At 66.6% G+C, this 20926-nt stretch carries 19 protein-coding genes and 1 pseudogene; 14 read left to right on the top strand and 6 right to left on the bottom strand.

Annotated features, from left to right (window positions below; genetic code table 11):
* The first annotated feature begins 167 nt into the window (after positions 1 to 167).
* From ARC63_RS17995 to ARC63_RS17975, 5 genes are all read left to right on the top strand, one after another.
* On the top strand, positions 168 to 1004 hold the full coding sequence (locus ARC63_RS17995) for a siderophore-interacting protein (RefSeq protein WP_057503995.1): 837 nt from the start codon (positions 168 to 170) through the stop codon (positions 1002 to 1004).
* Between the two features lie 195 nt (positions 1005 to 1199).
* Positions 1200 to 3377: a TonB-dependent receptor gene (locus ARC63_RS17990; RefSeq protein WP_057503994.1), complete on the top strand. Its 2178-nt coding sequence runs from the start codon at positions 1200 to 1202 to the stop codon at positions 3375 to 3377.
* A gap of 52 nt (positions 3378 to 3429) precedes the next feature.
* Positions 3430 to 3729, top strand: coding sequence for a DUF3649 domain-containing protein (locus ARC63_RS17985; protein WP_057503993.1), 300 nt, complete (start codon positions 3430 to 3432; stop codon positions 3727 to 3729).
* Complete coding sequence (locus ARC63_RS17980; RefSeq protein ID WP_057503992.1) at positions 3726 to 5336, top strand: PepSY-associated TM helix domain-containing protein; 1611 nt, start codon at positions 3726 to 3728, stop codon at positions 5334 to 5336. The genes ARC63_RS17985 and ARC63_RS17980 overlap by 4 nt, the downstream gene beginning before the upstream one ends.
* Entirely contained in the window at positions 5333 to 5611 is a 279-nt protein-coding gene (locus tag ARC63_RS17975) for a DUF3325 domain-containing protein (protein ID WP_057503991.1), read from the top strand. Before ARC63_RS17980 ends, ARC63_RS17975 begins: the two co-directional genes overlap by 4 nt.
* A gap of 168 nt (positions 5612 to 5779) precedes the next feature.
* Here the strand turns inward: ARC63_RS17975 and ARC63_RS17970 are convergent, their stop codons facing one another.
* Both ARC63_RS17970 and ARC63_RS17965 read right to left on the bottom strand, forming a co-directional pair.
* Entirely contained in the window at positions 5780 to 6868 is a 1089-nt protein-coding gene (locus ARC63_RS17970; protein WP_057503990.1) for a DNA glycosylase AlkZ-like family protein, read from the bottom strand.
* Between the two features lie 104 nt (positions 6869 to 6972).
* On the bottom strand, positions 6973 to 7557 hold the full coding sequence (locus ARC63_RS17965; RefSeq protein WP_010485484.1) for a TetR/AcrR family transcriptional regulator: 585 nt from the start codon (positions 7555 to 7557) through the stop codon (positions 6973 to 6975).
* Between the two features lie 244 nt (positions 7558 to 7801).
* Between ARC63_RS17965 and ARC63_RS17960 the strand changes: the two genes are divergently transcribed.
* Positions 7802 to 9997 (top strand): TonB-dependent receptor, encoded by a 2196-nt coding sequence (locus ARC63_RS17960; RefSeq protein ID WP_057503989.1) that lies wholly within the window; start codon positions 7802 to 7804, stop codon positions 9995 to 9997.
* Positions 9998 to 10247: 250 nt separating this feature from the next.
* On the opposite strand, the gene ARC63_RS17955 is transcribed toward ARC63_RS17960, so the two are convergent.
* Complete coding sequence (locus tag ARC63_RS17955; protein ID WP_057503988.1) at positions 10248 to 10913, bottom strand: TraX family protein; 666 nt, start codon at positions 10911 to 10913, stop codon at positions 10248 to 10250.
* A gap of 114 nt (positions 10914 to 11027) precedes the next feature.
* Between ARC63_RS17955 and pip the strand changes: the two genes are divergently transcribed.
* The 7 genes from pip (at position 11028) to ARC63_RS17920 (ending at position 18687) form a co-directional block, all read left to right on the top strand.
* Positions 11028 to 11975, top strand: a complete 948-nt coding sequence (gene pip / locus ARC63_RS17950; protein ID WP_231298654.1) for a prolyl aminopeptidase — start codon at positions 11028 to 11030, stop codon at positions 11973 to 11975.
* A 206-nt stretch (positions 11976 to 12181) separates the two neighbouring features.
* Positions 12182 to 12481 carry an EF-hand domain-containing protein gene (locus ARC63_RS17945; protein ID WP_049437447.1) on the top strand — a complete coding sequence of 100 codons (300 nt, stop codon included), beginning with the start codon at positions 12182 to 12184 and terminating at the stop codon, positions 12479 to 12481.
* A gap of 292 nt (positions 12482 to 12773) precedes the next feature.
* Positions 12774 to 13073, top strand: coding sequence for a hypothetical protein (locus ARC63_RS17940; RefSeq protein ID WP_005413574.1), 300 nt, complete (start codon positions 12774 to 12776; stop codon positions 13071 to 13073).
* A 63-nt stretch (positions 13074 to 13136) separates the two neighbouring features.
* A complete protein-coding gene (gene mgtA, locus ARC63_RS17935; RefSeq protein ID WP_057503986.1) occupies positions 13137 to 15896 on the top strand; it encodes a magnesium-translocating P-type ATPase in 2760 nt (919 codons plus the stop codon).
* Positions 15897 to 15926: 30 nt separating this feature from the next.
* Positions 15927 to 16664, top strand: a complete 738-nt coding sequence (locus tag ARC63_RS17930; protein WP_021202328.1) for an MgtC/SapB family protein — start codon at positions 15927 to 15929, stop codon at positions 16662 to 16664.
* A gap of 333 nt (positions 16665 to 16997) precedes the next feature.
* Complete coding sequence (locus ARC63_RS17925; protein ID WP_057503985.1) at positions 16998 to 18053, top strand: sensor histidine kinase; 1056 nt, start codon at positions 16998 to 17000, stop codon at positions 18051 to 18053.
* On the top strand, positions 18046 to 18687 hold the full coding sequence (locus ARC63_RS17920; RefSeq protein ID WP_057503984.1) for a response regulator transcription factor: 642 nt from the start codon (positions 18046 to 18048) through the stop codon (positions 18685 to 18687). Before ARC63_RS17925 ends, ARC63_RS17920 begins: the two co-directional genes overlap by 8 nt.
* Before the next feature lie 13 nt (positions 18688 to 18700).
* Here the strand turns inward: ARC63_RS17920 and ARC63_RS17915 are convergent, their stop codons facing one another.
* Genes ARC63_RS17915 through ARC63_RS17905 form a run of 3 tightly spaced genes read right to left on the bottom strand, consistent with a single transcriptional unit; the run spans position 18701 to position 20584 of the window.
* Positions 18701 to 19093 carry a DUF3224 domain-containing protein gene (locus ARC63_RS17915; RefSeq protein ID WP_057503983.1) on the bottom strand — a complete coding sequence of 131 codons (393 nt, stop codon included), beginning with the start codon at positions 19091 to 19093 and terminating at the stop codon, positions 18701 to 18703.
* Between the two features lie 42 nt (positions 19094 to 19135).
* Complete coding sequence (locus tag ARC63_RS17910) at positions 19136 to 20308, bottom strand: low temperature requirement protein A (protein ID WP_057503982.1); 1173 nt, start codon at positions 20306 to 20308, stop codon at positions 19136 to 19138.
* Positions 20309 to 20317: 9 nt separating this feature from the next.
* Positions 20318 to 20584: a hypothetical protein gene (locus ARC63_RS17905; protein ID WP_010485461.1), complete on the bottom strand. Its 267-nt coding sequence runs from the start codon at positions 20582 to 20584 to the stop codon at positions 20318 to 20320.
* 202 nt (positions 20585 to 20786) lie between these two features.
* On the opposite strand from ARC63_RS17905, the pseudogene ARC63_RS17900 reads away from it, so the two are divergent.
* A pseudogene (locus tag ARC63_RS17900) lies at positions 20787 to 20926 on the top strand (RNA polymerase sigma factor); the annotation flags it as partial.

The raw sequence follows: 20926 nt of genomic DNA, 5'->3' as shown, positions 1-20926 counted from the left end.
GGTTGCGGTTCCTGCGCGGCGCGCTGGCAAGGCCTGTCATGGTGGTCTGCGGCAACGCAATGGTCAACGCGCTGGATACGCTTCCAGCAGGCCTGGGTTGCGGGACGATCAATTTAGTTTACTATGATGTAACTAATTCGCATTCGCAGCCTTCTGGATCGTTGTCGATGTCCGCGCCTACCCTTTCCACCACCCCGGCCGGGCCGCTGCGCGGCGCCGAACACGACCGTGGCCTGCAGGCGCTGCGCGTCCACGTGGTTGACGTCACGCAGCCCTGCGCGAGCCTGCTTCGGCTGGTCGTACAGCTGCCGCCACAGGCCGAGCTGGCACCCTGGCAGCGTGCCAACACCGCCGTTCGCATCCAGCTGGGTGCCGCGTTTGCCGATGTGTCACGGATCTACACCGTGCGCAGCGTCGACGCGCAGGCGCGCCGTTTCACACTGGACGTGGTGCTGCACGAGGCTCCGGGGCCGATGCTGGCCTGGGTGCGCGCACTGCAGCCCGGCGACGCCTTCGATCTCACCGGTCCGCGCCCGCATCTGCAGGTGCCGCACCGCGAGGGTAGCGTTGCCCTGCTGTTCGCCGATCAGAGCGCCATCCCGGCACTGTCCGCCTTGCTGCAGCAGTGGCCCAGCGGCCTTCGCGCGCAGGCCTGGATCGCTTCGGATGATCCCTTCCCGGTAGACGAACTGCCTGCCGTCGACGGCGTCTGTATGCAGCGCCTGGCCACGGGCGCTACGCCGTTGCTGCAGCAGGCACGCCGTCTGCGCACGGGGGCGAACAACACCGTCTGGGCCGCAGGCGAACGCGAAGAGATGCGCGCCCTGCGCCGCTACTTCCTTGAAGCGTGCGGTCTGCCGCGCGCAGACGTCGCCGTGGCCGGTTACTGGAAACACGGCCAGACCACCACCGAGACCGACCAGCGCCGCCGTCGCAACTACGAGCGTTTGCTGGCGCGCGGCGGCGGACTGCAGGACCTCGACGACCTCGCCGACGACATCTGATCCACCTCGCACCACCCGCGCCCTGCGCTTCGTTCCACCCAGCCACAGATCGCCCACGCACCTCGCGTGCAGCACTGCCCCAGCGGCAGTGCCGTGCCCTCTGCCAGCCATTCCACAGCCCGCGTCGTCCTGCCCGTGCAGGTCATCGACGGCGCCGTGCTGGCCGATTGCACGACCCATCACACGAGAACTGCCATGTCCCTCCCCCTTCGATCCCTGTCCCTCCCACGCCGCTCCGCGCTGTCCCTGGCCGCACGTACCGCGTTGCTGCCCACCCTGCTGATCGCCACCGCCGCCCACGCTGACGGCGCGCCCGACGGTGCCCGCCAGCTGCCTACGGTGAACGTGCGCGCCGACAAGACCACGCCCACCGATGCCTATGCCGGCGGCCAGGTCGCCCGCGGCAGTGGCGTCGGCCTGCTCGGTGAGCTCGATTTCATGGACACCCCGTTCAACACCACCCGTTACACCGCCGGGTTCATCGAGAACATCCAGGCACCGGATCTGGTAAGGGTGATCGCGCTGACCGATCCCAGCGTCTACAGCAGTGGATCCAGCGGTGGCATCACCGACTACTTCAACATCCGTGGCTTCGGTGTTGCCTCGTCGGATATCGGCTTCGGCGGACTCTACGGCCTGATCCCCTACTACCGAGTCACCCCCGAACTGGCCGAGAGCATCGAAGTACTCAAGGGGCCATCGGCACTGCTCAACGGCATGCCGCCGGGTGGCTCGGTGGGCGGTGCGGTGAACCTGGTACCCAAGCGCGCAGGTGATACGCCGTTGACCCGCTTCACGGCCAGCTACAGCAGCGACGCGCAGTTCGGCGGCCATCTGGATGTTGGTCGTCGCTTCGGCGCGCAGCAGCAGCTCGGTGTGCGCCTCAATGCCGTGCATCGCGATGGCGACACCGCCACCGACCACCAGCAGCACAAGACGCAGCTGGCGTCGCTGGGCCTGGATTGGAGGGGTGAACGCTCGCAGGTCTCGCTGGACCTGTTCAGCAGCCGTGACCATGTGGATGGCCTCAATCGTGGCGTTTCGCTGGCAGCCGGCCTGGTCGTGCCCCGCCCGCCGAAGACCAGCATCCTGTTCGCACCGGATTGGACCTTCAGCAACGTCAAGGACTCGGCCGCCGCGCTGCGCTGGTCGTTCGACATCAGTGACCATCTGCAGGCTCACGCCAGCTACGGCCACGGCCATACCGATTTCGATTCCATCGCCAGCGCCACCACGCTGATCACCAACACCGCCGGCGATTTCCGCAACAACTTCGCCCACCAGCGCTTCATCTACAGCAAGGACACCGCCGAAGCCGGCCTCTCGGCACACTTCCGCACCGGCGCGGTCAATCACGCGCTGGCGATCAGTGCCGCCTGGTACCAGCACGACCAGAAATTCGGCTTCAAGCGCAATCTGCTGGCCCGCGACTGGGTGACCAACCTGTACGACCCACAGTGGGGCCCGGCCATCGATCGCAGCTTCAGTGATGCGTCGCTGCCGAAGACCGCGGAAGTGCGTACCACCAGCTTCGGCATCGCCGACACGTTGTCCTTCATCGATGACCGCGTGCAGCTGACCCTGGGCATCCGTCACCAGACCGTGCTCAGCGACACCTTCGACGGCACCACCGGCAAGCGCACCACACGCTACGATGCCAGCGCCAATACCCCGGCCGCTGCACTGCTGTTCAAGGCCAGCGATCGACTGTCGCTGTACGCCAACTACATTGAAGGCCTGAGCCAGGGCAGCACCGCCCCGGTCAGTGCAGCGAATGCGGGCGAGGTGTTCCCGCCGTTCAAGACCCGCCAGCGTGAGGTCGGCGCCAAGTTCGACTTCGGCCGTCTGGCCAGCGCATTGAGCGTGTACGAGATCGAAAAGCCCAGTTCCTATACCGACCCGGCCACCAATGTGTTCTCGTTCGGCGGCCAGCAGCGCAACCGTGGCGTGGAATGGACCGTGTTCGGCCAGGCGACCGAACAGCTGCGCGTGCTGGGCGGCATCGGCTGGCTGCAGCCGAAGCTGACCCGCACCCAGGGCGGCATCAACGAAGGCCGGCTGGCCACGGCCACACCGCAATGGCAGGGCAAGCTGGGCGTCGAATGGGACGTGCCAGCCGTGGCCGGCCTCACCCTCACCGGCAACGCGGTCAGCCTGTCCAAGGGTTACATCAATGCTGACAACAGCCAGTGGGTGGCAGGCCGCACCGTGTTCGATCTCGGTGCCCGCTATGCGACGCAGGCGGCCGGCCATCCGCTGGTACTGCGCGGCACCGTGCAGAACGTGACCAACAAGGCGTACTGGGCCGGCAGCCTCGGCTCCGGCCTGGGCACGCCGCGCACTGCCCTGCTGTCGGCCACCGTCGATTTCTGATCCTGGTTTCAAGGGCACCGCGCCATCGCGCGTGGTGCCCCGGAGAAGTGCCTTGACCGTTTCCCGTACCGCTTCCGTGCTGGCCTGGCTGCCCCTGGTCTCACGCATCATCGCCGCGTTGTTCGGCGGCTATGTGCTCGCCGCGCTGTGCAGCATCGCCGCGCTGGCGCTGCCCATCGATGGTCGCCAGGCCGTGTTCACCGGCATGCTGGCCAGCTTCCTGCTGTACGCCAGCGCCGTAGTCTGGGTGTTCGCGGTGCGCTCAGCGCGGCGCGCATGGATCGGCCTGATCGTGATCGCCCTGCCACTGTGGTTGGTTGCGCAATCGGTCGCCAACGGAGGCGCTGCATGAGCAAGATCGATCGCACCGCGAAGCCACGCGGCATCCGCCAGACCATGTCCGACCTGCATATCTGGGTCGGCCTGCTGGCCGGCTGGATCCTGTACGCGATGTTCCTCACCGGCACCGCCAGCTATTTCCGCGACGAGCTCTCGCGCTACACACGCCCTGAGATCGCCACGCCCTCCACGTTGCCGGAGGCGGCGATGGTCGCGCAGCGCACGGTCTCCAGCATCATTGCCGAGACACCGGCAGCCACCCAGATCAACCTGAGCCTGCCAACTACGCGCATGCCCTGGGTGTCTGCGATGTGGGCCAGCCCGGGTGGGCGCGGCCGACATGGCTTCGATTCAGGCCTGTTCGATGCCAGCACCGGCGCGCCCTTGCAAGCGCGGGATACCGGCGGTGGCGACTTCTTCTATGCGTTCCACTTCAACCTGCACTACATGCCAGCCATGTGGGGTCGCTGGATCGTGGGCGTCTGCGCGATGTTCATGCTGGTGGCCATCGTCAGCGGCGTGATCACGCACAAGAAGATCTTCGCGGACTTCTTCACCTTCCGCTGGGGCAAGGGCCAGCGCTCGTGGCTGGATGGTCACGCGGCCCTTTCGGTGCTGGGCCTGCCGTTCCACTTCATGATCACCTGGAGCGGCCTGGTGATGCTGGCGGTGCTGTACATGCCGTGGGGCCTGGCCAAACTGCCGGACAAGCGCCAGCAGGCCGAGGTGGTCAGCGAGATGCGGCTGTTCCTGCCGCCGCAGAAAGCCGCGGGGCACGCCGCTCCACTTACCGACATCAGCGCACTGGTGCGGCAGGCCGAACAGCGGTGGGGAACCGGCGCGGTGGGCAGCGTGCAGGTGCAGAACCCCGGCGACGAGAACGCACGCGTGGCTGTGGTGCGTGCGCAGTCCAGCCGCGTTTCGACCACGCCGAACTACCTGCTGTTCGATGGCGGCGGCAGGCAGCTGCTGCAGCTCAAGGAGCACTCGGGCGTCGCCGCCGATACCCAGGGCGTGCTGTATGGCCTGCACCTGGGGCGTTTTGCCGACGCCGCCCTGCGCTGGCTGTACTTCATCGTCAGCCTCGCCGGCACCGCCATGGTCGGCACCGGACTGGTGCTGTGGACGGTGAAGCGCCGCACCCAGCTGCCTGACCTGCAACGGCCCTACTTCGGCTTCCGGTTGGTGGAGCGCCTCAACATCGCCACGATTGCTGGCCTGTCGGTGGCGATGGCGGCCTATCTGTGGGCGAACCGCCTGCTGCCCGCGAGCATGGACGGGCGTGCGGCGTGGGAGGTGCATGTGTTCTTCCTGGCCTCGGCAGCGATGTTCGTGCACGCCACGCTGCGCACACCCAAGCGTGCGTGGATCGAACAGTTCGTGCTGGGGGCGTTGTTGCTGGCGCTGTTGCCGGCACTCACGGCGACGACGACGGCACATCCGTTGTGGCGCACCTTGGCCGCAGGTGATTGGGCGTTCGCCGGTACCGATCTGACCCTGCTGGCATTGTCCGTCCTGCATGCAGTGCTGGCGTGGCGCATCTGGAAGCACGCACCGAAGGTGAAGCGTGCACGCCCGCCTACCGCACCACGCACTGCAGTACCGGAGGCCAGTGCATGATCCACGTCATTCTGTTTGTGCTGTCACTGGCCGCATTCAGTTGCTTGGCACTGGCGATGGAACGCCATCAGCGCGATGTGCTGCGCCGTGTACTGAACGCGCAGGCCGTTCAGCAACTGCGCGCAGTCGGTTGGGCGCTGCTGATGTTCAGCGCAGTGTTTGCCATGCGCGCGTTGGGCGTGGGTTTCGGCCTGGCCGCGCTGTCCGGTCACACCAGCGTCGCCGCCGGTGTGGTGGTGCTGGCGATGGTGGCGCATGGGCGGCTGAATCGGTAGATACCCACCTTGGTGGGCACCGGGCCTGAGCGGCGTTGCTCTGATAGATGCCCACCTTGGTGGGCACCGATGGAAGCCGGTGCCAACCAAAGTTGGCAGCTACCGGGCGCGATGAACGTTGCTTCGATTCGCTGGCCCGCGCGAAAAACAGCCGAGCATGGCTCGGCTCTACAGAAAAGCCGCCATGCGCTGCAGCTCGTCGTCCAACGCGCCACGAAACACCCTGTCGCGGGCCAGCGACTTGCCGGCATAGCCCACACTCGATGCCAACTCACCTTCGTGCACGCTGAGATTGGCCCAGCCCACCACCTGGTCGTGCCACAACACCGGCAGAGCGTAGTACCCATACTGTCGCTTCGGTGCAGGTGTATACGCCTCGAACTTGTACACCCAACCCCACAGCAGCTCGAAGCGGCGGCGGTCCCACACCACCGGGTCGAACGGCGCCAGCAGGCGCACCTGTTCGTCCGGTGCATGGCGGCGCGAACGCGGATTCTCGTCGGTCGGCCAGTACCAGGTGGTGCCCTCCAGCGTGCAGTTGGCCAGCTGCTGCTTGGCCAACGCCAACGCCTGCCGGGTCTGCTCGGCCAGATGTGGGGCGCCATAGCCCAGCAGGCGCACCAGATAGGTCAGGCTGGCCGAGGGCAGCGGCGCGTACTTGCGCACCACCAGGTCGATCAGGGCGGCGGCCCGTTCAACCTGCGCCTGCTCGCTGGCGTCCGGCTCGGCGTGCTCGGCCACTGCATAGATGCGGGTGCCACTGTCGCGCCGCTGCACCCGCAGCAGGCCACGGTAGTGCATGCCGTCAAGCAGATGCGTGCTTGCGTTGCTGGTGCCGCCCCAGTAATTGGTCACCCGCCCATGCGCGAACGCCTGGTCCACCTCGCGCGGGTGCACGCTGCCGCGCTCGCGCACGAAGGCCAGTACGTCGGCCGCACGGCGATGGGTCTCGGCGTCCCATTCGCGCTTGGACACGCGCGGGTGCATCAGTGCCAGATGCTCGCGCGGCAGGAAGCCGTAGTTCACCAGGCAATCCTCTTCCACCGGCAGGCGCGTGTAGCGCCGCTCAAGATCGCCTGCGCGGTAGTCCTTCACCCGGTGGCGCAGGGTCAGGTCCTGTGCGCGCGCCGGTGCCCTGATCGGGTCGGCCTGCACGAAGCCCAGCCGTCGTATCGCGGTCAGCAGCGTGGTCGGCTTGAACAGGGTGCGCGCCACCGCGTAGCGGCGAAGATCATCGAGAGTAGGCGTGGCAGGCATGGCCGCATTGTATTCTCGACACCACGCGATCCGTCCAGTAGAGCCAGGCCATGCCTGGCTGGCGTCAGGGTGAACGGCCAGGATCGTCCACGCATGGCATGCATCTACCGAAGCCGCGACACCTCCAGCGAACCGATCACCAGCGCCCGCATGCCCTGCTTGAACTCGGTGATCACCTGCCCTTCTTCATCGTCCGCAATCGCGTAGATCGTATCGGCGCCGGCGATGCAGTAGAAGGCGATCGTGGCCAGCAGCCAGCGCGCCTTGTCCACCGGCAGGCCGAACACATCAGCCACGTGCGCCTGGTGCGAGGCGATCTTTTCCAGCATCGGCGCAGTCGCCACCGTGCGCCGCAGCAGGTACGGTGGCAGCCCGGGATGTGCCTTCACCACCTCGCACAGTGACTCCACGAACCGCATCAGGTAGGCCTCCAGCCCACCAGGTGCGTCGACCGACGCGCGCGGAATCTGCCAGCGCTGGAATACCGCCTCCGCCACCAGTCGCTTCAACGCCTCCAGGTTGGCCACGCGCTTGTACAGCGCCGCCTGGGTCACCGCCAGTTCGGCGGCCACGTTGGCCATGGTCAGGTTGGGTAGGCCCAGGCGGATGCCGATGTCGGCCAGGCGCTCCGGGGTGATGGTGGGCGGGCGGCCACGGGTCGGCGCCGTTGGATCGGAGTGAGGGCTCATACGGTGCGTGCTCATACCCTGCTGAGGGTGCCAGCAAAGGGACCCTCTTGTCCGCTTCGATTGATTTAGTTTAATTTACTCAACTAATTCGGAATGCGTCCAGCACGCTGCCCGTAGTCGAGCCCATGGCTCACCTTCCGCCAGGTCCCCACCCAGCCAACAACCCTGCGCTGCGCCCTCTCCCCGTGCTTGCCGTCGGCAGCGCGCCAGGCGCGCTCGCGCCTGCGATTCACAGGAATCTGGCATGACCGTGTACAACTTCTCTTCTCTGCAGCATCGCGCTGCCGCCGCATCTTCCGGCCTGATGCATCCACCAGGCATCGCCCGGCGCTACCGGATGTCGGCCCTCGCGCTAGGGCTGCTGGCCTCGTTTGCCGCGCTGGCCGACTCCGCGCCGTCCACCCTGCCCTCGGTGCAGGTGCAGGAACAGCGCCGGGTCACTGCAGACTATGCGGGCGGGCAAGTGGCCGCTGGCAGCCGCGTCGGCCTGCTCGGCGACAAGGACTTCATGGACACGCCGTTCAATACGGTCAGCTACACCGAGTCCTTCATCCGCGACCGCCAGGCCAAGGACCTCACCGACGTCATCGCCGCCACCGACCCCACGGTGTTCAGCAACGGCGTCACCGGTTCGTGGAGCGAGAACTACGCGATCCGAGGCTTTGCCTCCAACACCAGCGACACCACCTTCAATGGCCTCAGCGGCATGGCGCCGTACTACCGCACTTCGCCGGAAATGTTCGAACGCATCGAGGTGCTGAAAGGCCCCTCCGCGCTGCTCAATGGCATGCCGCCGGGCGGCTCGGTCGGTGGCAGCGTCAACCTGGTCCCCAAGCGTGCCGGCGATCAACCGCTGCTGCGGGTCAGTGCCAACTTCGCCTCCGATGCGCAGTTTGGCGCCCATGTGGATGCGGGGCGTCGCCTGGGCGCGGACAAGCAGTTCGGCATCCGCTTCAACGGCGCGTACCGTGATGGTGATGGCGCGGTCGGCAAGCAGAGCAAGAAGGTGCAGCTCGGCGCACTGGCAGTGGACTGGCGCGGCGAACGTGCGCGGCTGTCGGCCGATCTGTACAGCGCCGATGACCGCGTGGACGGCCCGGCACGCGGCGTCGGTCTGGCACCGGCCGTGGCCATTCCGCGGCCGCCGCGTGGCGATACGCTGATCAACCCGGACTGGGCCTACGTGGACAGCCAGGACAAGGGCGCGATGCTGCGGGGCGAGCTGGACATCAATGACACCCTGATGGCCTACCTGGCCTACGGCATCAGCAAGACCGACTACCGCTACAATGGTTCGATCAGCGCGCAGATCCTCAATCCAGCCGGCGACTTCACCACAGTGATCGGCCAGCTCGCCTTCGATATCAAGAAGCAGTCCGCAGATGCCGGCCTGCGCGGCTCGTTCCACACCGGCAGCGTCAGCCATCAGTGGGCCGCCAACGTGACCCACTACCAGCACACCCAGAACGATTACGGCCGCCGCAGCGTGCCGGGCTGGGACTGGACCACCAATCTGTACAACCCGGCATGGGGCCCGGCGGCACCGTTCGTAGCGCCGCACATCTCGCACACCGAGCTGCGGCTGGACAGCCTCGGTTTCGCCGACACCCTCGCCTTCGCCGATGACCGCGTGCAGCTGACCCTGGGCGTGCGCCGCCAGCAGGTGGTCAGTGAGACCTTCAATGTCGCCAGCGGTGCGCGCACCTCGCGCTACGACGAGAGCGCCAACACGCCGGCAGCGGCGTTGCTGGTGAAGGCGACCAACAAGGTCTCCCTCTATACCAACTACATCGAAGGCCTCAGCCAGGGCGCCACCGCGCCGATGACCGCTGCCAATGCCGGTGATGTATTCGCACCGTTCCGCACCAGGCAGAAGGAGCTGGGCCTGAAGCTGGACCTGGGCCGCTTCGCGCACACCTTCAGTGTGTATGAAATCAAGCGGCCCAGCAGCTACACCGACCCGGTCACGAATATCTTCTCGTTCGGTGGCGAGCAACGAAATCGCGGCGTGGAATGGGGCTTCTTCGGCACGCCACTGGATGGCGTGCGCCTGCTCGGTGGCGTGGCCTACGTGCAGCCGAAACTGACCCGCACGGCCGGTGGCGTGAATGAGGGACGCATCGCCACCGCCGTAGCGCAACGGCAGGCCAAGCTGGGGGTGGAATGGGATGTACCGACCTTGCAGGGCCTGACCTTGACCGGCAATGCCACGACGATGTCGAAGCATTACATCAGTGCCGACAACAGCCTGTCGGTGCCGGGCCGCACGTTGTTCGATGTCGGGGCGCGCTACAGCACCACCGTGGCGGGTCGACCGCTTGCGCTGAGAGCCAGTGTGAACAACGTGACCAACAAGGCGTATTGGGGCATGCCGTTGTTGTCGAGCCTGGCGCTGGGTGCACCGAGGACGGTGCTGGTGTCGGCGACGATGGACTTCTGAGGCAGGCGCCTCCACGCCAGACATGCATCACCTGTGGAGTCGAGCCATGCTCGGCTCGCTTTGCCGGTCACGCATGGCGTGGATTTCCCAGAACGTGTAGAGCCGAGCCATGCTCGGCTCCGGTTCGCCCGCTGAGTCGGGCATGGCTCGACTCTACACACACCGATGGCGGCATGCTTCACCCCCACCTGCGACGCGCATTCCTTGACCGCATCCGGCATTCAAGACACTCGACATGCCAGTTCCGCCATTACACAAGCAGATGGGCAACCAACGCCAGCACCACCAGATGCCCCACGTAATACCCGTAGAACGCCCACCGCCAGCGCGGCAGCTGCCACGGCACCCGCGCCGCCAGCAGCACTAGCGGAATAGCCAGCAGTGCCCAGCCGTTGTGGTTGGCCCAGCACACCGCTGCAAGCCCAACCAGCAACAGCCACCACGCCCGGTGCCGGAGCGCGATCCAGGCCAGCAGCACGCTGCCAACCCCGGCCCACTGATAGTCCACGAACAGCGGCAGCACGCCGGCAGCCAGCAACAGCTGCACCGGCCGATTGTTCGCCAGCGCATGTACGGCTACTGCTGCAAATGTAAAGGCGAGCAGGATGTTGAGCGGCAGCCAGGAACCAAACGCGAATGCGTGCAATGGCTGTGCGATCAGCCCCCACAGCGCGAGCCGGCGCATCGACTTGCGCAGGTCGGCCCCGGGCTGGGCGAGATTGCAGGCCATCACCAGCGCGAACAGCGGAAAGGCGATGCGCCCCAGTTCGCTGACCACCGGCACGTAGCCGCCGAAGACCACCTTGGCCACGTGGTCACCCGTCATGGCCAGCAGTGCGATCCACTTCAGCAGCTCGCGCGCGCCGCTGCGGAGGGTGAAGTTGAAGGTTGACGTCCCGGTCGTGGTTGCTTGCATCGCGGAAGCTTATGCGCATCGGCCAGCCCATTTCCAGCGCCGCGCAGGAGCACGACGCTGCAGGCAGCAGGCGGGGGCGCTATGCTGGCCGCCCCTGCTTGTGAGACGTCCGCCGTGCGAACCCTATACCCCGCCATCGAGCCGTACCGCGAGTTCACCCTGAAGGTGAGCGATCTGCACACGCTGCACATCGAAGAGTGCGGCACGCCAGTGGGCATTCCGGTGGTGTACCTGCACGGCGGCCCGGGTGCTGGCATCTCGCCCACCCACCGCCGCTTCTTCGATCCGGCGCGGTACCGCATCGTGCTGATCGACCAGCGCGGCAGCGGCCGCTCCACACCGTTCGGCGAACTGCGCGACAACACCACGCAGGATCTGGTGGCCGATATCGAGAAGGTGCGTGGGCACCTGGGCATCGAGCGTTGGCTGGTCTATGGCGGCTCATGGGGTTCGACGCTGTCGCTGGCCTATGCGCAGGCGCATCCCGAACGCGCCACCGGCCTGATCGTGCGTGGCGTGTTCCTCGGCCGCGAGATGGAGAACCGCTGGTTCGCCGAGGCCAACGGCGGTGCGCGCTGGATCTTCCCCGAACGCTGGGAACGCTATGAGGCCTACATACCGGAAGCCGAGCGTGGCGACATGATCGCGGCCTACTGGGCGCGCATGGATGGCCCGGATGAAGCGACCCGCATCGAAGCCGCGCAGGCTTGGCTGGGCTGGGAAGACAACGCCGCCACCCTGCAGCACGACGTGGATGCGCAATCCACCGACGACCCGCTGGACACATTGGCAAAGGCCCGCATTGAAGCGCATTACTTCCGCAACAGCATCTTCCTGGAGCCGGACCAGCTGCTGCGCGATATCGATCGCATCCGCCACCTGCCCTGCGTGATCGTGCAGGGGCGCTACGACATCATCTGCCCGCCGCGCAGTGCGTGGGATCTGGCCAAGGCCTGGCCGGAAGCCCGGCTGGAGATGGTGACCTCCGGCCACAGCGCGAACGAGCCGGCCACGGTGGATGCGCTGGTGCGGGCGACGGACGCCTTTGCCGACCGTTTCTGAGCAGATGGTGGTGCCGGCCGCTGGCCGGCATCCCACCGTTCGAGGGTAGCGCCGACTCCGCGCAATCGCTGCTGCGCGGCCAGGTGAATGGCGACCCACCGGCAACGGTCCACGGCCCCATTCTTCGCAGCCCGCTTACAGCTCCGCGCAGAAGATCCGGCGGTGACCACCGCACCGGTGGTTCGCCCTTTCCCCAGGAGCACACCATGACCGGTTATCGCTGCCTTTCCATCGCTCTCTCGCTATGTGGGGGCCTGCTGCTGGGCGCCTGCTCCAAGCCCCAGGAGGCCAGCCAGGCCACCGCCGCCGAGGACGTGACCGAAGTGAAGCTCATCCCTGCCTACGAATCGCTGGACAAGGACAAGGACGGCATCGTCACGCTGTCCGAGGTGGATGCCGTGGCACCGGACTGGGCCGAACGACTGCACGCCTGCGACACCGACCGCAACAAGACGCTGAGCCGCGGCGAGTACGACGTGTGCAAGCAGACCAGCGCTTCGCATTGATCCATCATTGAGCCCTCGACTGGCGCTGCGCATGCCGGCTATACCAAGGTATAGCCGGGCTAACCCACGAGCCTCTAGGCCCGTCCCATTCAGGGGCGGACAATAGCGCCACTGGCCAGGGCAATCCTGGCCGGCACCCTCCCCTCATGGAGACGCAGATGGACCCCGACCCTGCCGGGCGCACCGCGCCCCGGATGACCGCTTGTTGCCTGTTCCTGGCGCCTGCCAGCCGGCCCCTGCCTGCCTGAGTGACGGGGGGCCGCCAGGCGCCGTTTGCCTGGAGAGCACCCCCATGTCCTACAAGATCCTCTACATCACCCTGCGCCGCCTGATCGGCGAGCGCGATGTTGCCGCGCTGCGCAGCCAGCTGCTGCAGCACGGCCCCGTGATGTTTGCCCGTTCGCTGTCACTCGGGTCGCCACGCGTGGTGGCCGACGCCTTGTCGCTGCTGCCGATCAGCGAGCGCATCACCGTGCTGCGTCATCTGCCCTATCCGCTGCGTGATGCGATGAAGCCGCTGTGCATCGGCGGCAGCCAGCGCCTGCACATGCAGCCGTGGTCGCCGGCGGTGCTGGCGATGCGCCACGCCTGATCGGTTGCATCCGTTCCGTTCGTGTTCCGGCCCCGGCCGGCTCTGACATTCGAGGAGAGTCCCATGAGCCTGCTCAACGCCTGGTTCAATGCCTTCCTGCGCAGCCGTCGCGCGGGCAACCTGTTCCGCCGCCGTGCGATGCCCGAAGCCGGGTTTGGCCCGGGCAGCGCCGACGCGGCACCGTTCGCGCTCACCACCGGCCTGGTCACCCTGGCCCAGCAGGAGGAAGCCGAGCTGCTGGCCACGCTGGGGTCGCATGCCGATGGCCTCAGCCCGCATGAGGCCGAGGACCGGCTGGCGACGCTCGGCCCCAACGAGGTGGATCACGAAAAGCCGCTGCCGTGGTGGCGGCACCTTTGGCAGTGCTACCGCAATCCGTTCAACCTGCTGCTGACCGTGTTGGCGGCGGTGTCCTGGCTGACCGAGGACATCAAGGCCACCATGGTGATCGGTGCGATGGTGCTGCTGTCCACGCTGATCCGCTTCGTGCAGGAGGGCCGCTCGAACCGTGCAGCCGAGCGGCTGAAGGCGTTGGTCGGCAATACCGCGCGCGTGCTGCGCCGCAATCCCGGTACCGAGGCCGCCGATGTGGCCGACCAGTACTTCGGTGCGCACCTGCACAGCCGGCGCCCGGCGCGCCTGCTGGACCTGCCGATCCGCGAACTGGTGCCCGGCGACCACATCGTGCTGTCGGCCGGCGACATGATTCCGGCCGACTGCCGCGTGCTGACTGCCAAGGACCTGTTCGTGGCACAGGCCGCGATGACCGGCGAGTCGCTGCCGGTGGAGAAGTTCGCGCACCCGGGCGACGGCCTGGCTGGCCTGCTGGAACAGCACAACCTGCTGTTCATGGGCACCAATGTGGTGTCCGGCACTGCCACCGCCGTTGTGCTGGCCACCGGCAACCGCACCTATTTCGGCACGCTGGCCCTGCGCAGCACCGCCACCGACCGTGCGCCGACCGCGTTCCAGGCCGGCGTCAACAGTGTCAGCTGGCTGCTGATCCGCTTCGCGCTGGTGATGGTGCCGTTCGTGCTGCTGATCAACGGCTGGACCAAGGGCGACTGGACCGAAGCATTCCTGTTCGCGCTGTCGGTGGCGGTGGGCCTGACGCCGGAAATGCTGCCGATGATCGTTACCTCCACCCTGGCCAAGGGTGCGGTGCTGCTGTCGCGGCGCAAGGTGATCGTCAAACGCCTGGATGCAATCCAGAACTTCGGCGCGATGGAAGTGCTGTGCACCGACAAGACCGGCACCCTCACCCAGGACAGGATCGCGCTGGAGCGTCATACCGATGTGTTCGGCCACGATTCGGAAGACGTGCTGAAGTTCGCCTATCTCAACAGCCACTTCCAGACCGGGCTGATCAACCTGCTGGACCGCGCGGTACTGGAGCACGTGGAGCTGCAAAGCTCGCTGCGGCTGTCGCAGGACTACCACAAGGTGGATGAGATCCCGTTCGACTTCGAGCGCCGCCGCATGTCAGTGGTGGTGTCCGAGCGCGAGGACCACCATGAGCTGATCTGCAAGGGCGCGGTGGAAGAGATGCTGGCGGTGTGCAGCACCGTGCGCGAGAACGGCCAGGACATGCCGCTGGACGAGCGCCGCCTGGCGCGGGTCCGGCAGACCACCGAGGAGTTGAACGAACAGGGCCTGCGCGTGGTGGCGGTGGCGATGAAGGAGACCGCCGCGAGCCAGACCACCTATTCGCAGGCCGACGAATGTGGCCTGACCCTGGTCGGCTACGTCGCCTTCCTGGACCCGCCGAAGGAATCGGCAGCGCAGGCGCTGCTGGCGCTGGCCGCGCATGGCGTGGAGGTCAAGGTGTTCACCGGCGACAACGAACTGGTGACCGCCCGCGTCTGCGCGCAGGTGGGGCTGGACGCCGATACCATCCTGAGCGGCCCTCAGATCGAGCGCATGGATGATGGCGCATTGTCGCGGGCACTGCACCACCACCGCGTGTTCGCGCGGCTGACGCCGCTGCACAAGGAACGCCTGGTACGCGAGCTGCGCGCCCAAGGCAAGGTGGTCGGCTTCCTCGGTGACGGCATCAACGATGCCCCGGCGCTGCGTGCGGCCGACATCGGCATCAGCGTGGACAGTGCCGTGGACATCGCCAAGGAGGCGGCTGACATCATCCTGCTGGAAAAGAACCTGATGGTGCTGGAGGAAGGTGTCATCCAGGGCCGGCGCACGTTCAACAACATGCTGAAGTACATCCGCATGACCGCCAGTTCCAACTTCGGCAATGTGTTCTCGGTGCTGGTGGCCTCCGCCTTCCTGCCGTTCCTGCCGATGCTGCCGCTGCAGCTGCTGGTGCAGAACCTGCTGTACGACATCTCGCAGATCGCCATTCCGTTCGACAACGTGGACGAGGAGCTGGTACGCAGGCCGCTGAAGTGGAACCCGGCGGACATCGGCCGCTTCATGGTGTTCTTCGGGCCGATCAGCTCGATCTTCGACCTGACCTGCTTCGCGCTGATGTGGTACGTGTTCGATGCGCGCTCCGCCGGCGACCAGAGCCTGTTCCAGTCCGGCTGGTTCGTGGTCGGCCTGCTGACCCAGACCCTGATCGTGCACATGATCCGTACGCCGAAGGTACCGTTCCTGCAGAGCATCGCCGCGCCGCCACTGCTGCTGATGACCGGCCTGATCATGTCCATCGGCGTGGCCCTGCCGATGAGCCCGTTGGCCGGCTACTTCAAGCTGCAGGCGCTGCCGGCCGGCTACTGGCCGTTCCTGATGGCGATCCTGTTCGGCTATGCGGTGCTGACCACCGCGCTGAAGAAGTTCTACATCCGCCGGTACGGCTGGCAGTAAACGCCCGCCGCTTGTCCAGGGAGAAACACAATGGACATCAATCCCAACCTGCCGGCGTTCAACGCCGGCGCCACGCTCAGCTCGCTGATCAGCCTGTCGGTGGCGTTCGTGCTGGGCACGGTCATCGGCCTGGAGCGGCAGCTGCGCCAGCGCACCGCAGGCCTGCGCACCAACACGCTGGTGGCGGTGGGCGCGGCAGTGTTCGTCGATCTGGCGGTGCGCTTCCATGACCTGTACGGTGGTCCACCCTCGCCGCTGCACGTGGTGGCCTATGTGATCTCCGGCGTCGGCTTCCTCGGCGCCGGTGCGATCATGAAGGACGGCGCCCAGGTGTCCGGCCTGAACACCGCCGCCACCCTGTGGGGCTCGGCGGCGGTGGGTGCGTGTGCCGGTATCAAGCTGCTGCCCGAAGCGGTGCTGGCGGCAGTGTTCGTGCTGGCCGCCAACACCCTGCTGCGGCCGGTGGTGAACCGCATCCAGCGGCAGCCGCTGCCGGAAGCGTTCAGCGAGGCAACCTATGCGATCAACGTGGTCTGCCAGCGCGAGCAGCAGGCCGAGGTACTGGACCGGTTGTTGCTGCTGCTTGAGCAGGCGCAGTACCCGGTGCGCGCGGTGGACCAGCGGCCATTCGGCGAGCGTGACGTGGAGATCGAAGCGGTGCTGTATGCCACCACGGTGGATGCCGGTGAGCTCGATGCCGTGCTGGCCACGCTGGCGACCACGCCCGGCGTACTGCAGGGGTTCTGGAACGCCAGCCTGGAGGAGTAGCGGCTCGGTAGTGCCGGCCGCCGGCAGGCAACACCGTGCACCGCTCTGGTAGGTGCCGACCTTGGTCGGCACAGAACTATCCGATGCCATGCCTACTGCGAGAGCCTGCCGATCAAGGTCGGCATCTACCAACAGCCCGCACGCATCGCTTTGGTGGGTGCCGACCGTTGGTCGGCACAAGCCCTCATCGCCCCGCCGTTCAAGTGCTGTGCCGACCAACGGTCGGCACCTACCAGGAGCCGGCACCCACCGCGCCGGAGCACGCCGACCAAGGTGGGCATCCACCAATACCGGCTTTGCTATCCTTTCCGCCCACGCCAGGGAGCCATCCCGATGCCATCGCTGTCGCCCCGCCGCCCGCTGATGCTGCTGGCCCTGATCGTCGTGATGGCGGCGATCTTCCTGATCGATACCGTCACCGATTACGCGGTCGCGGCGGCCTGCTTCTACGCAGCGGTCATCCTCGCCGCATCACGCGTAATGAGCGCGCGCGGGCTGATCACCCTGGCCGTCGCCTGCATTGCATTGACCGGGCTGAGCTTCTTCCTGACCCGCTTCGGCACCTATCGCATCGGCCTGGTCAACTCGGTGATCGGCATGCTGGTGATCGGCATCACCACCTACCTCGCCCTGAACATGGAAGCGGCCAAGGCCGCCGTGCAGGAAGCGCAGGGCCGTCTGCTGCGGGTGGCGCGCGCCTCGACCGTGGGCGAACTGACCACTTCCATCGCGCATGAAGTGAACCAGCCGCTGGCGGCCATCGCCAGTAGTGCCGAAGCCTGCCAGCGTTGGCTGGCACAGGATCCGCCGAACGTGGACAAGGCACGCCAGACCGTGGCCCGCATCCTGGCCGACGCGCACCGTGCCGGTGACGTGATCGCCCGCATCCGCGGACTTACCCAAGGCGCCGCTCCGGAACGGCACGCCTTCGACCTGAACCACGCGGTGGAGGAAATGCTGGCGCTGTCACGCAGTGAACTGGACCAGCACGGCGTGGCCGTGGCCCTGCTGCTGGATGCCGACCTGCCCCCGGTGCAGGCCGATCGTGTGCAGGTGCAGCAGGTGATCGGCAACCTGATTCTCAATGCGGTGGACGCAATGGAAACCGTGCATCCCGCCGACCGACGCCTGTCGCTGCTGACCCGACGTGACGGTCAGCGGGTCAGTCTCAGCGTGCGCGACCGCGGCGTCGGCCTGCCCGCCGATCATCCCGAGCGTGTATTCGATGCCTTCTGGACCACCAAGTCACACGGGCTGGGACTGGGCCTCAGCCTGAGCCGTTCGATGATCGAGGCCAACGACGGCCAGATCCGCGCCGAACGACCAGCAGGCGGCGGTGCCTGCTTCGTCTTCGACCTGCCCATCGCCACGGACGCTCAACATGCATAAGCCCGCTGCCCCTGCCATCGACCCAGCACCCATCGTCTATGTAGTCGACGACGACCCGTCGGTGCGCGCGGCACTGGAAGACCTGCTGGCCTCGATGGGCCTGCAGGTGCGCGCCTTCGCTTCCACCCAGGCGTTCCTCGAACACGAACTGGAAGATGCACCGGCCTGCCTGGTGCTGGACGTGCGCATGCCCGGCCAGAGTGGGCTGGAGTTCCATCGCACGATGGGCAGTCACGGCCTGCAGCTGCCCGTGGTGTTCATCACCGGCCACGGCGACATCGCGATGGGCGTCAACGCGATCAAGGACGGGGCCATCGAGTTCCTGACCAAGCCCTTCCGCGACCAGGAACTGCTGGATGCCATCCACAAGGGCATTGAGATCGACCGCCAGCGCCGCCGCGAGGGCGACGTGCTCGGCGCGCTCCAGCAACGCTGGGATTCGCTGAACGCGGGCGAGCGCGAGGTGGTCGATGGCGTGGTACGCGGCCGCCTCAACAAGCAGATCGCCGGCGACCTCGGCGTCAGCGAGATCACGGTGAAGGTGCGCCGTGCGCAGGTGATGCGCAAGATGGGCGCACGCACCCTGGTCGACCTGGTGCGGATGTATGACCGCCTGCAGGCCGGCAGCGCTTGACTCCGGGAACGGTCTATTCCGGCTCCGGCAACACATAGACCAACCGGTAGTCGTGGCGGCCTTCACTGATGGAGATCTCCAGTGTGCCGCTCAGACCGAGCAGTCCTTCACTGCCCGAATCGGGCACCACCACCACGTTCAGCTCCGGCGTTCCCCGAGTCATCAGACCGTTGTGCTGCAAGGTAAAAGCGCCCTGACGCCCAGCCAGCGTGGCCGTTACCCGTTCCATCGCCACATAGCCCGCTGAGCCCTGCACCGGGCTGCGGAATGCCAGCATCTGGCCGACACTGCTGCCCTGCAGGTCACCATGGAAGACCTTGTCGATCGACATCCCCCCGATCGGGCCGTCGTTGCCACCGATCGGCAGCAGCTTCACTTCAAAGGTTCCGCGCGCTTCGCCCTGCATCCTGCTCTCCCTCGTCGATAATGCGGCAACGGCGCGTGCGGATCATGCGCGCCGCAGGCGACGCTTCAACTGCGTATCCATCAAGCCCACAGCCAGCAGCACCGCGCTGGTCAGCCAGCCGGCGCCCAGCAGATGGGTGTGCGGCAAAACCACCCCCAACACGACCAACGCCACTGCACCGACCAGATGCGAATACGGGGCGCGCCCGTACACGATGCGCTTGTACAAGGCGCTGCCCAGCAGGTAGATCAACGGTCCGGCAACCAGCACCGTAGCGTAGACCAGGGTCACCGCCGCGCCAGGATGGTCCATGACCAGGTCATTGCCGACCGCGGTGGCGATGATGCCGGCGATCAGCAGCGCATGCACGTAGTGGAAGTTGGCCCCCATCCGCCCGGCGTCCTCGGAATGGGTGATCGCCGCGGTGGCATCGCGGCTGGAGATGCCGAAATACAACCACCACATGGCGATGGTGCCGGCGAAGGTGGCCAGCACCGCCGAGACCACATCGCCGCTCCAGTGCTCGACCTCGCTTAGCACGCCGCCAGTGGCCAGCAACGTTTCACCCAGCGCGACGATGACGAACAACTGGCAACGTTCGGCCAGGTGCCCGCCTTCGATGGTCCACTCGCGGGTGTGCGAACGGCCCAACCCCGGAAACGCGAAGCCGAACATCGGCGAGATGTACTCGCAGGCCACCGCCACCGCCCACAAGGCCAGGCGCAGGTTGCCCTCGGCAGCAGCGCCTGCCAGCCAGAAGCAGGCCGACACGCTCACCCACGCCAGCATGCGGCGGAAATTGGGCGCCAGCGGATGGTTGCGCCCGACCTCCAGCAGCACGAACACCGTGCGCCCGACCTGCATGGTGGCGTAGGCCCCCGCGAAGACCCAGGCGCGTTCAGCGAAGGCCTCGGGAATGGACGAGGACATCAGCAACGCCAGCAGCATGGTGACGAACAGCAGGCTCCGGATGCGTGGCGCCTCCGGGTCGAACCAGTTGCTGACCCAGCAGGCGTACTGCCAGCCCAGCCAGACCGCGAACCACAGCACCAGGGTCTGCATCACCCCGACCAGATCCAGGTGATGCAGCAGATGGTGGCTGAGCTGGGTAACCGCAAACACGTAGACGAGGTCGAAGAACAGCTCTTCGTAGGTCACGCGGGCGTGGTGGCCATCGCGCTGGCGCAGGGCAGGCAGTCGCAGTCGTGTGCTCATGGCCGTCCTTCAGCGCGCCAGGCGCCAGTACAGCAGACCGGCCAGCAAGGCCGGCACCGCGAACACCAGCAGCAGGATCGGCAGCTCCTCCCGGACGGCGTAGCCGGCCTTGCTCACGCCCACCCACATGTTGGCCACCGTCACCAGCAGCCAGGTGGCGATGAACGCGATCAGGGCCGTGGGCAGCTGTGACTGGCCTACGCTCCACAGCCGCCCGAAGAGCAGGAACACCCCCAACAACAGCACCCCACCCACCATCACCAGAAGCACGTGCATGGTCCATCTCCTTGAGCCTGCTGGCAGGCTAGCCGCGGCCGATTCTGCGCTCCAGCCGATGATCGTGGTTTCACTTTCCAGCCTCGCCGAACAATCCCGATCCCCGAACCACATAGCAAACGAGAACGGTTCCCATTAGTATTGCGTCATCGCGCAGGGATGCCCTCCCCGTGCCCGCCCCTTGCCCCTGCTTCCGGTCCGGATGTCCCGACTACCTTCCCCACACCCTCCTGCGCTGCCGCTGGTGTCCTCGCTGGTGCGCCACTACGAGGAACTGGTGGAGTACCTGCGCTGCCGTTTCCGGTCGCCAGGGCTGGCCCGTGAAGTGGTGCACGACGTCTG

Source organism: Stenotrophomonas geniculata ATCC 19374 = JCM 13324, assembly GCF_001431625.1.
GTDB lineage: Bacteria > Pseudomonadota > Gammaproteobacteria > Xanthomonadales > Xanthomonadaceae > Stenotrophomonas > Stenotrophomonas geniculata.
This window is presented reverse-complemented; position numbering and strand designations above follow the sequence as displayed.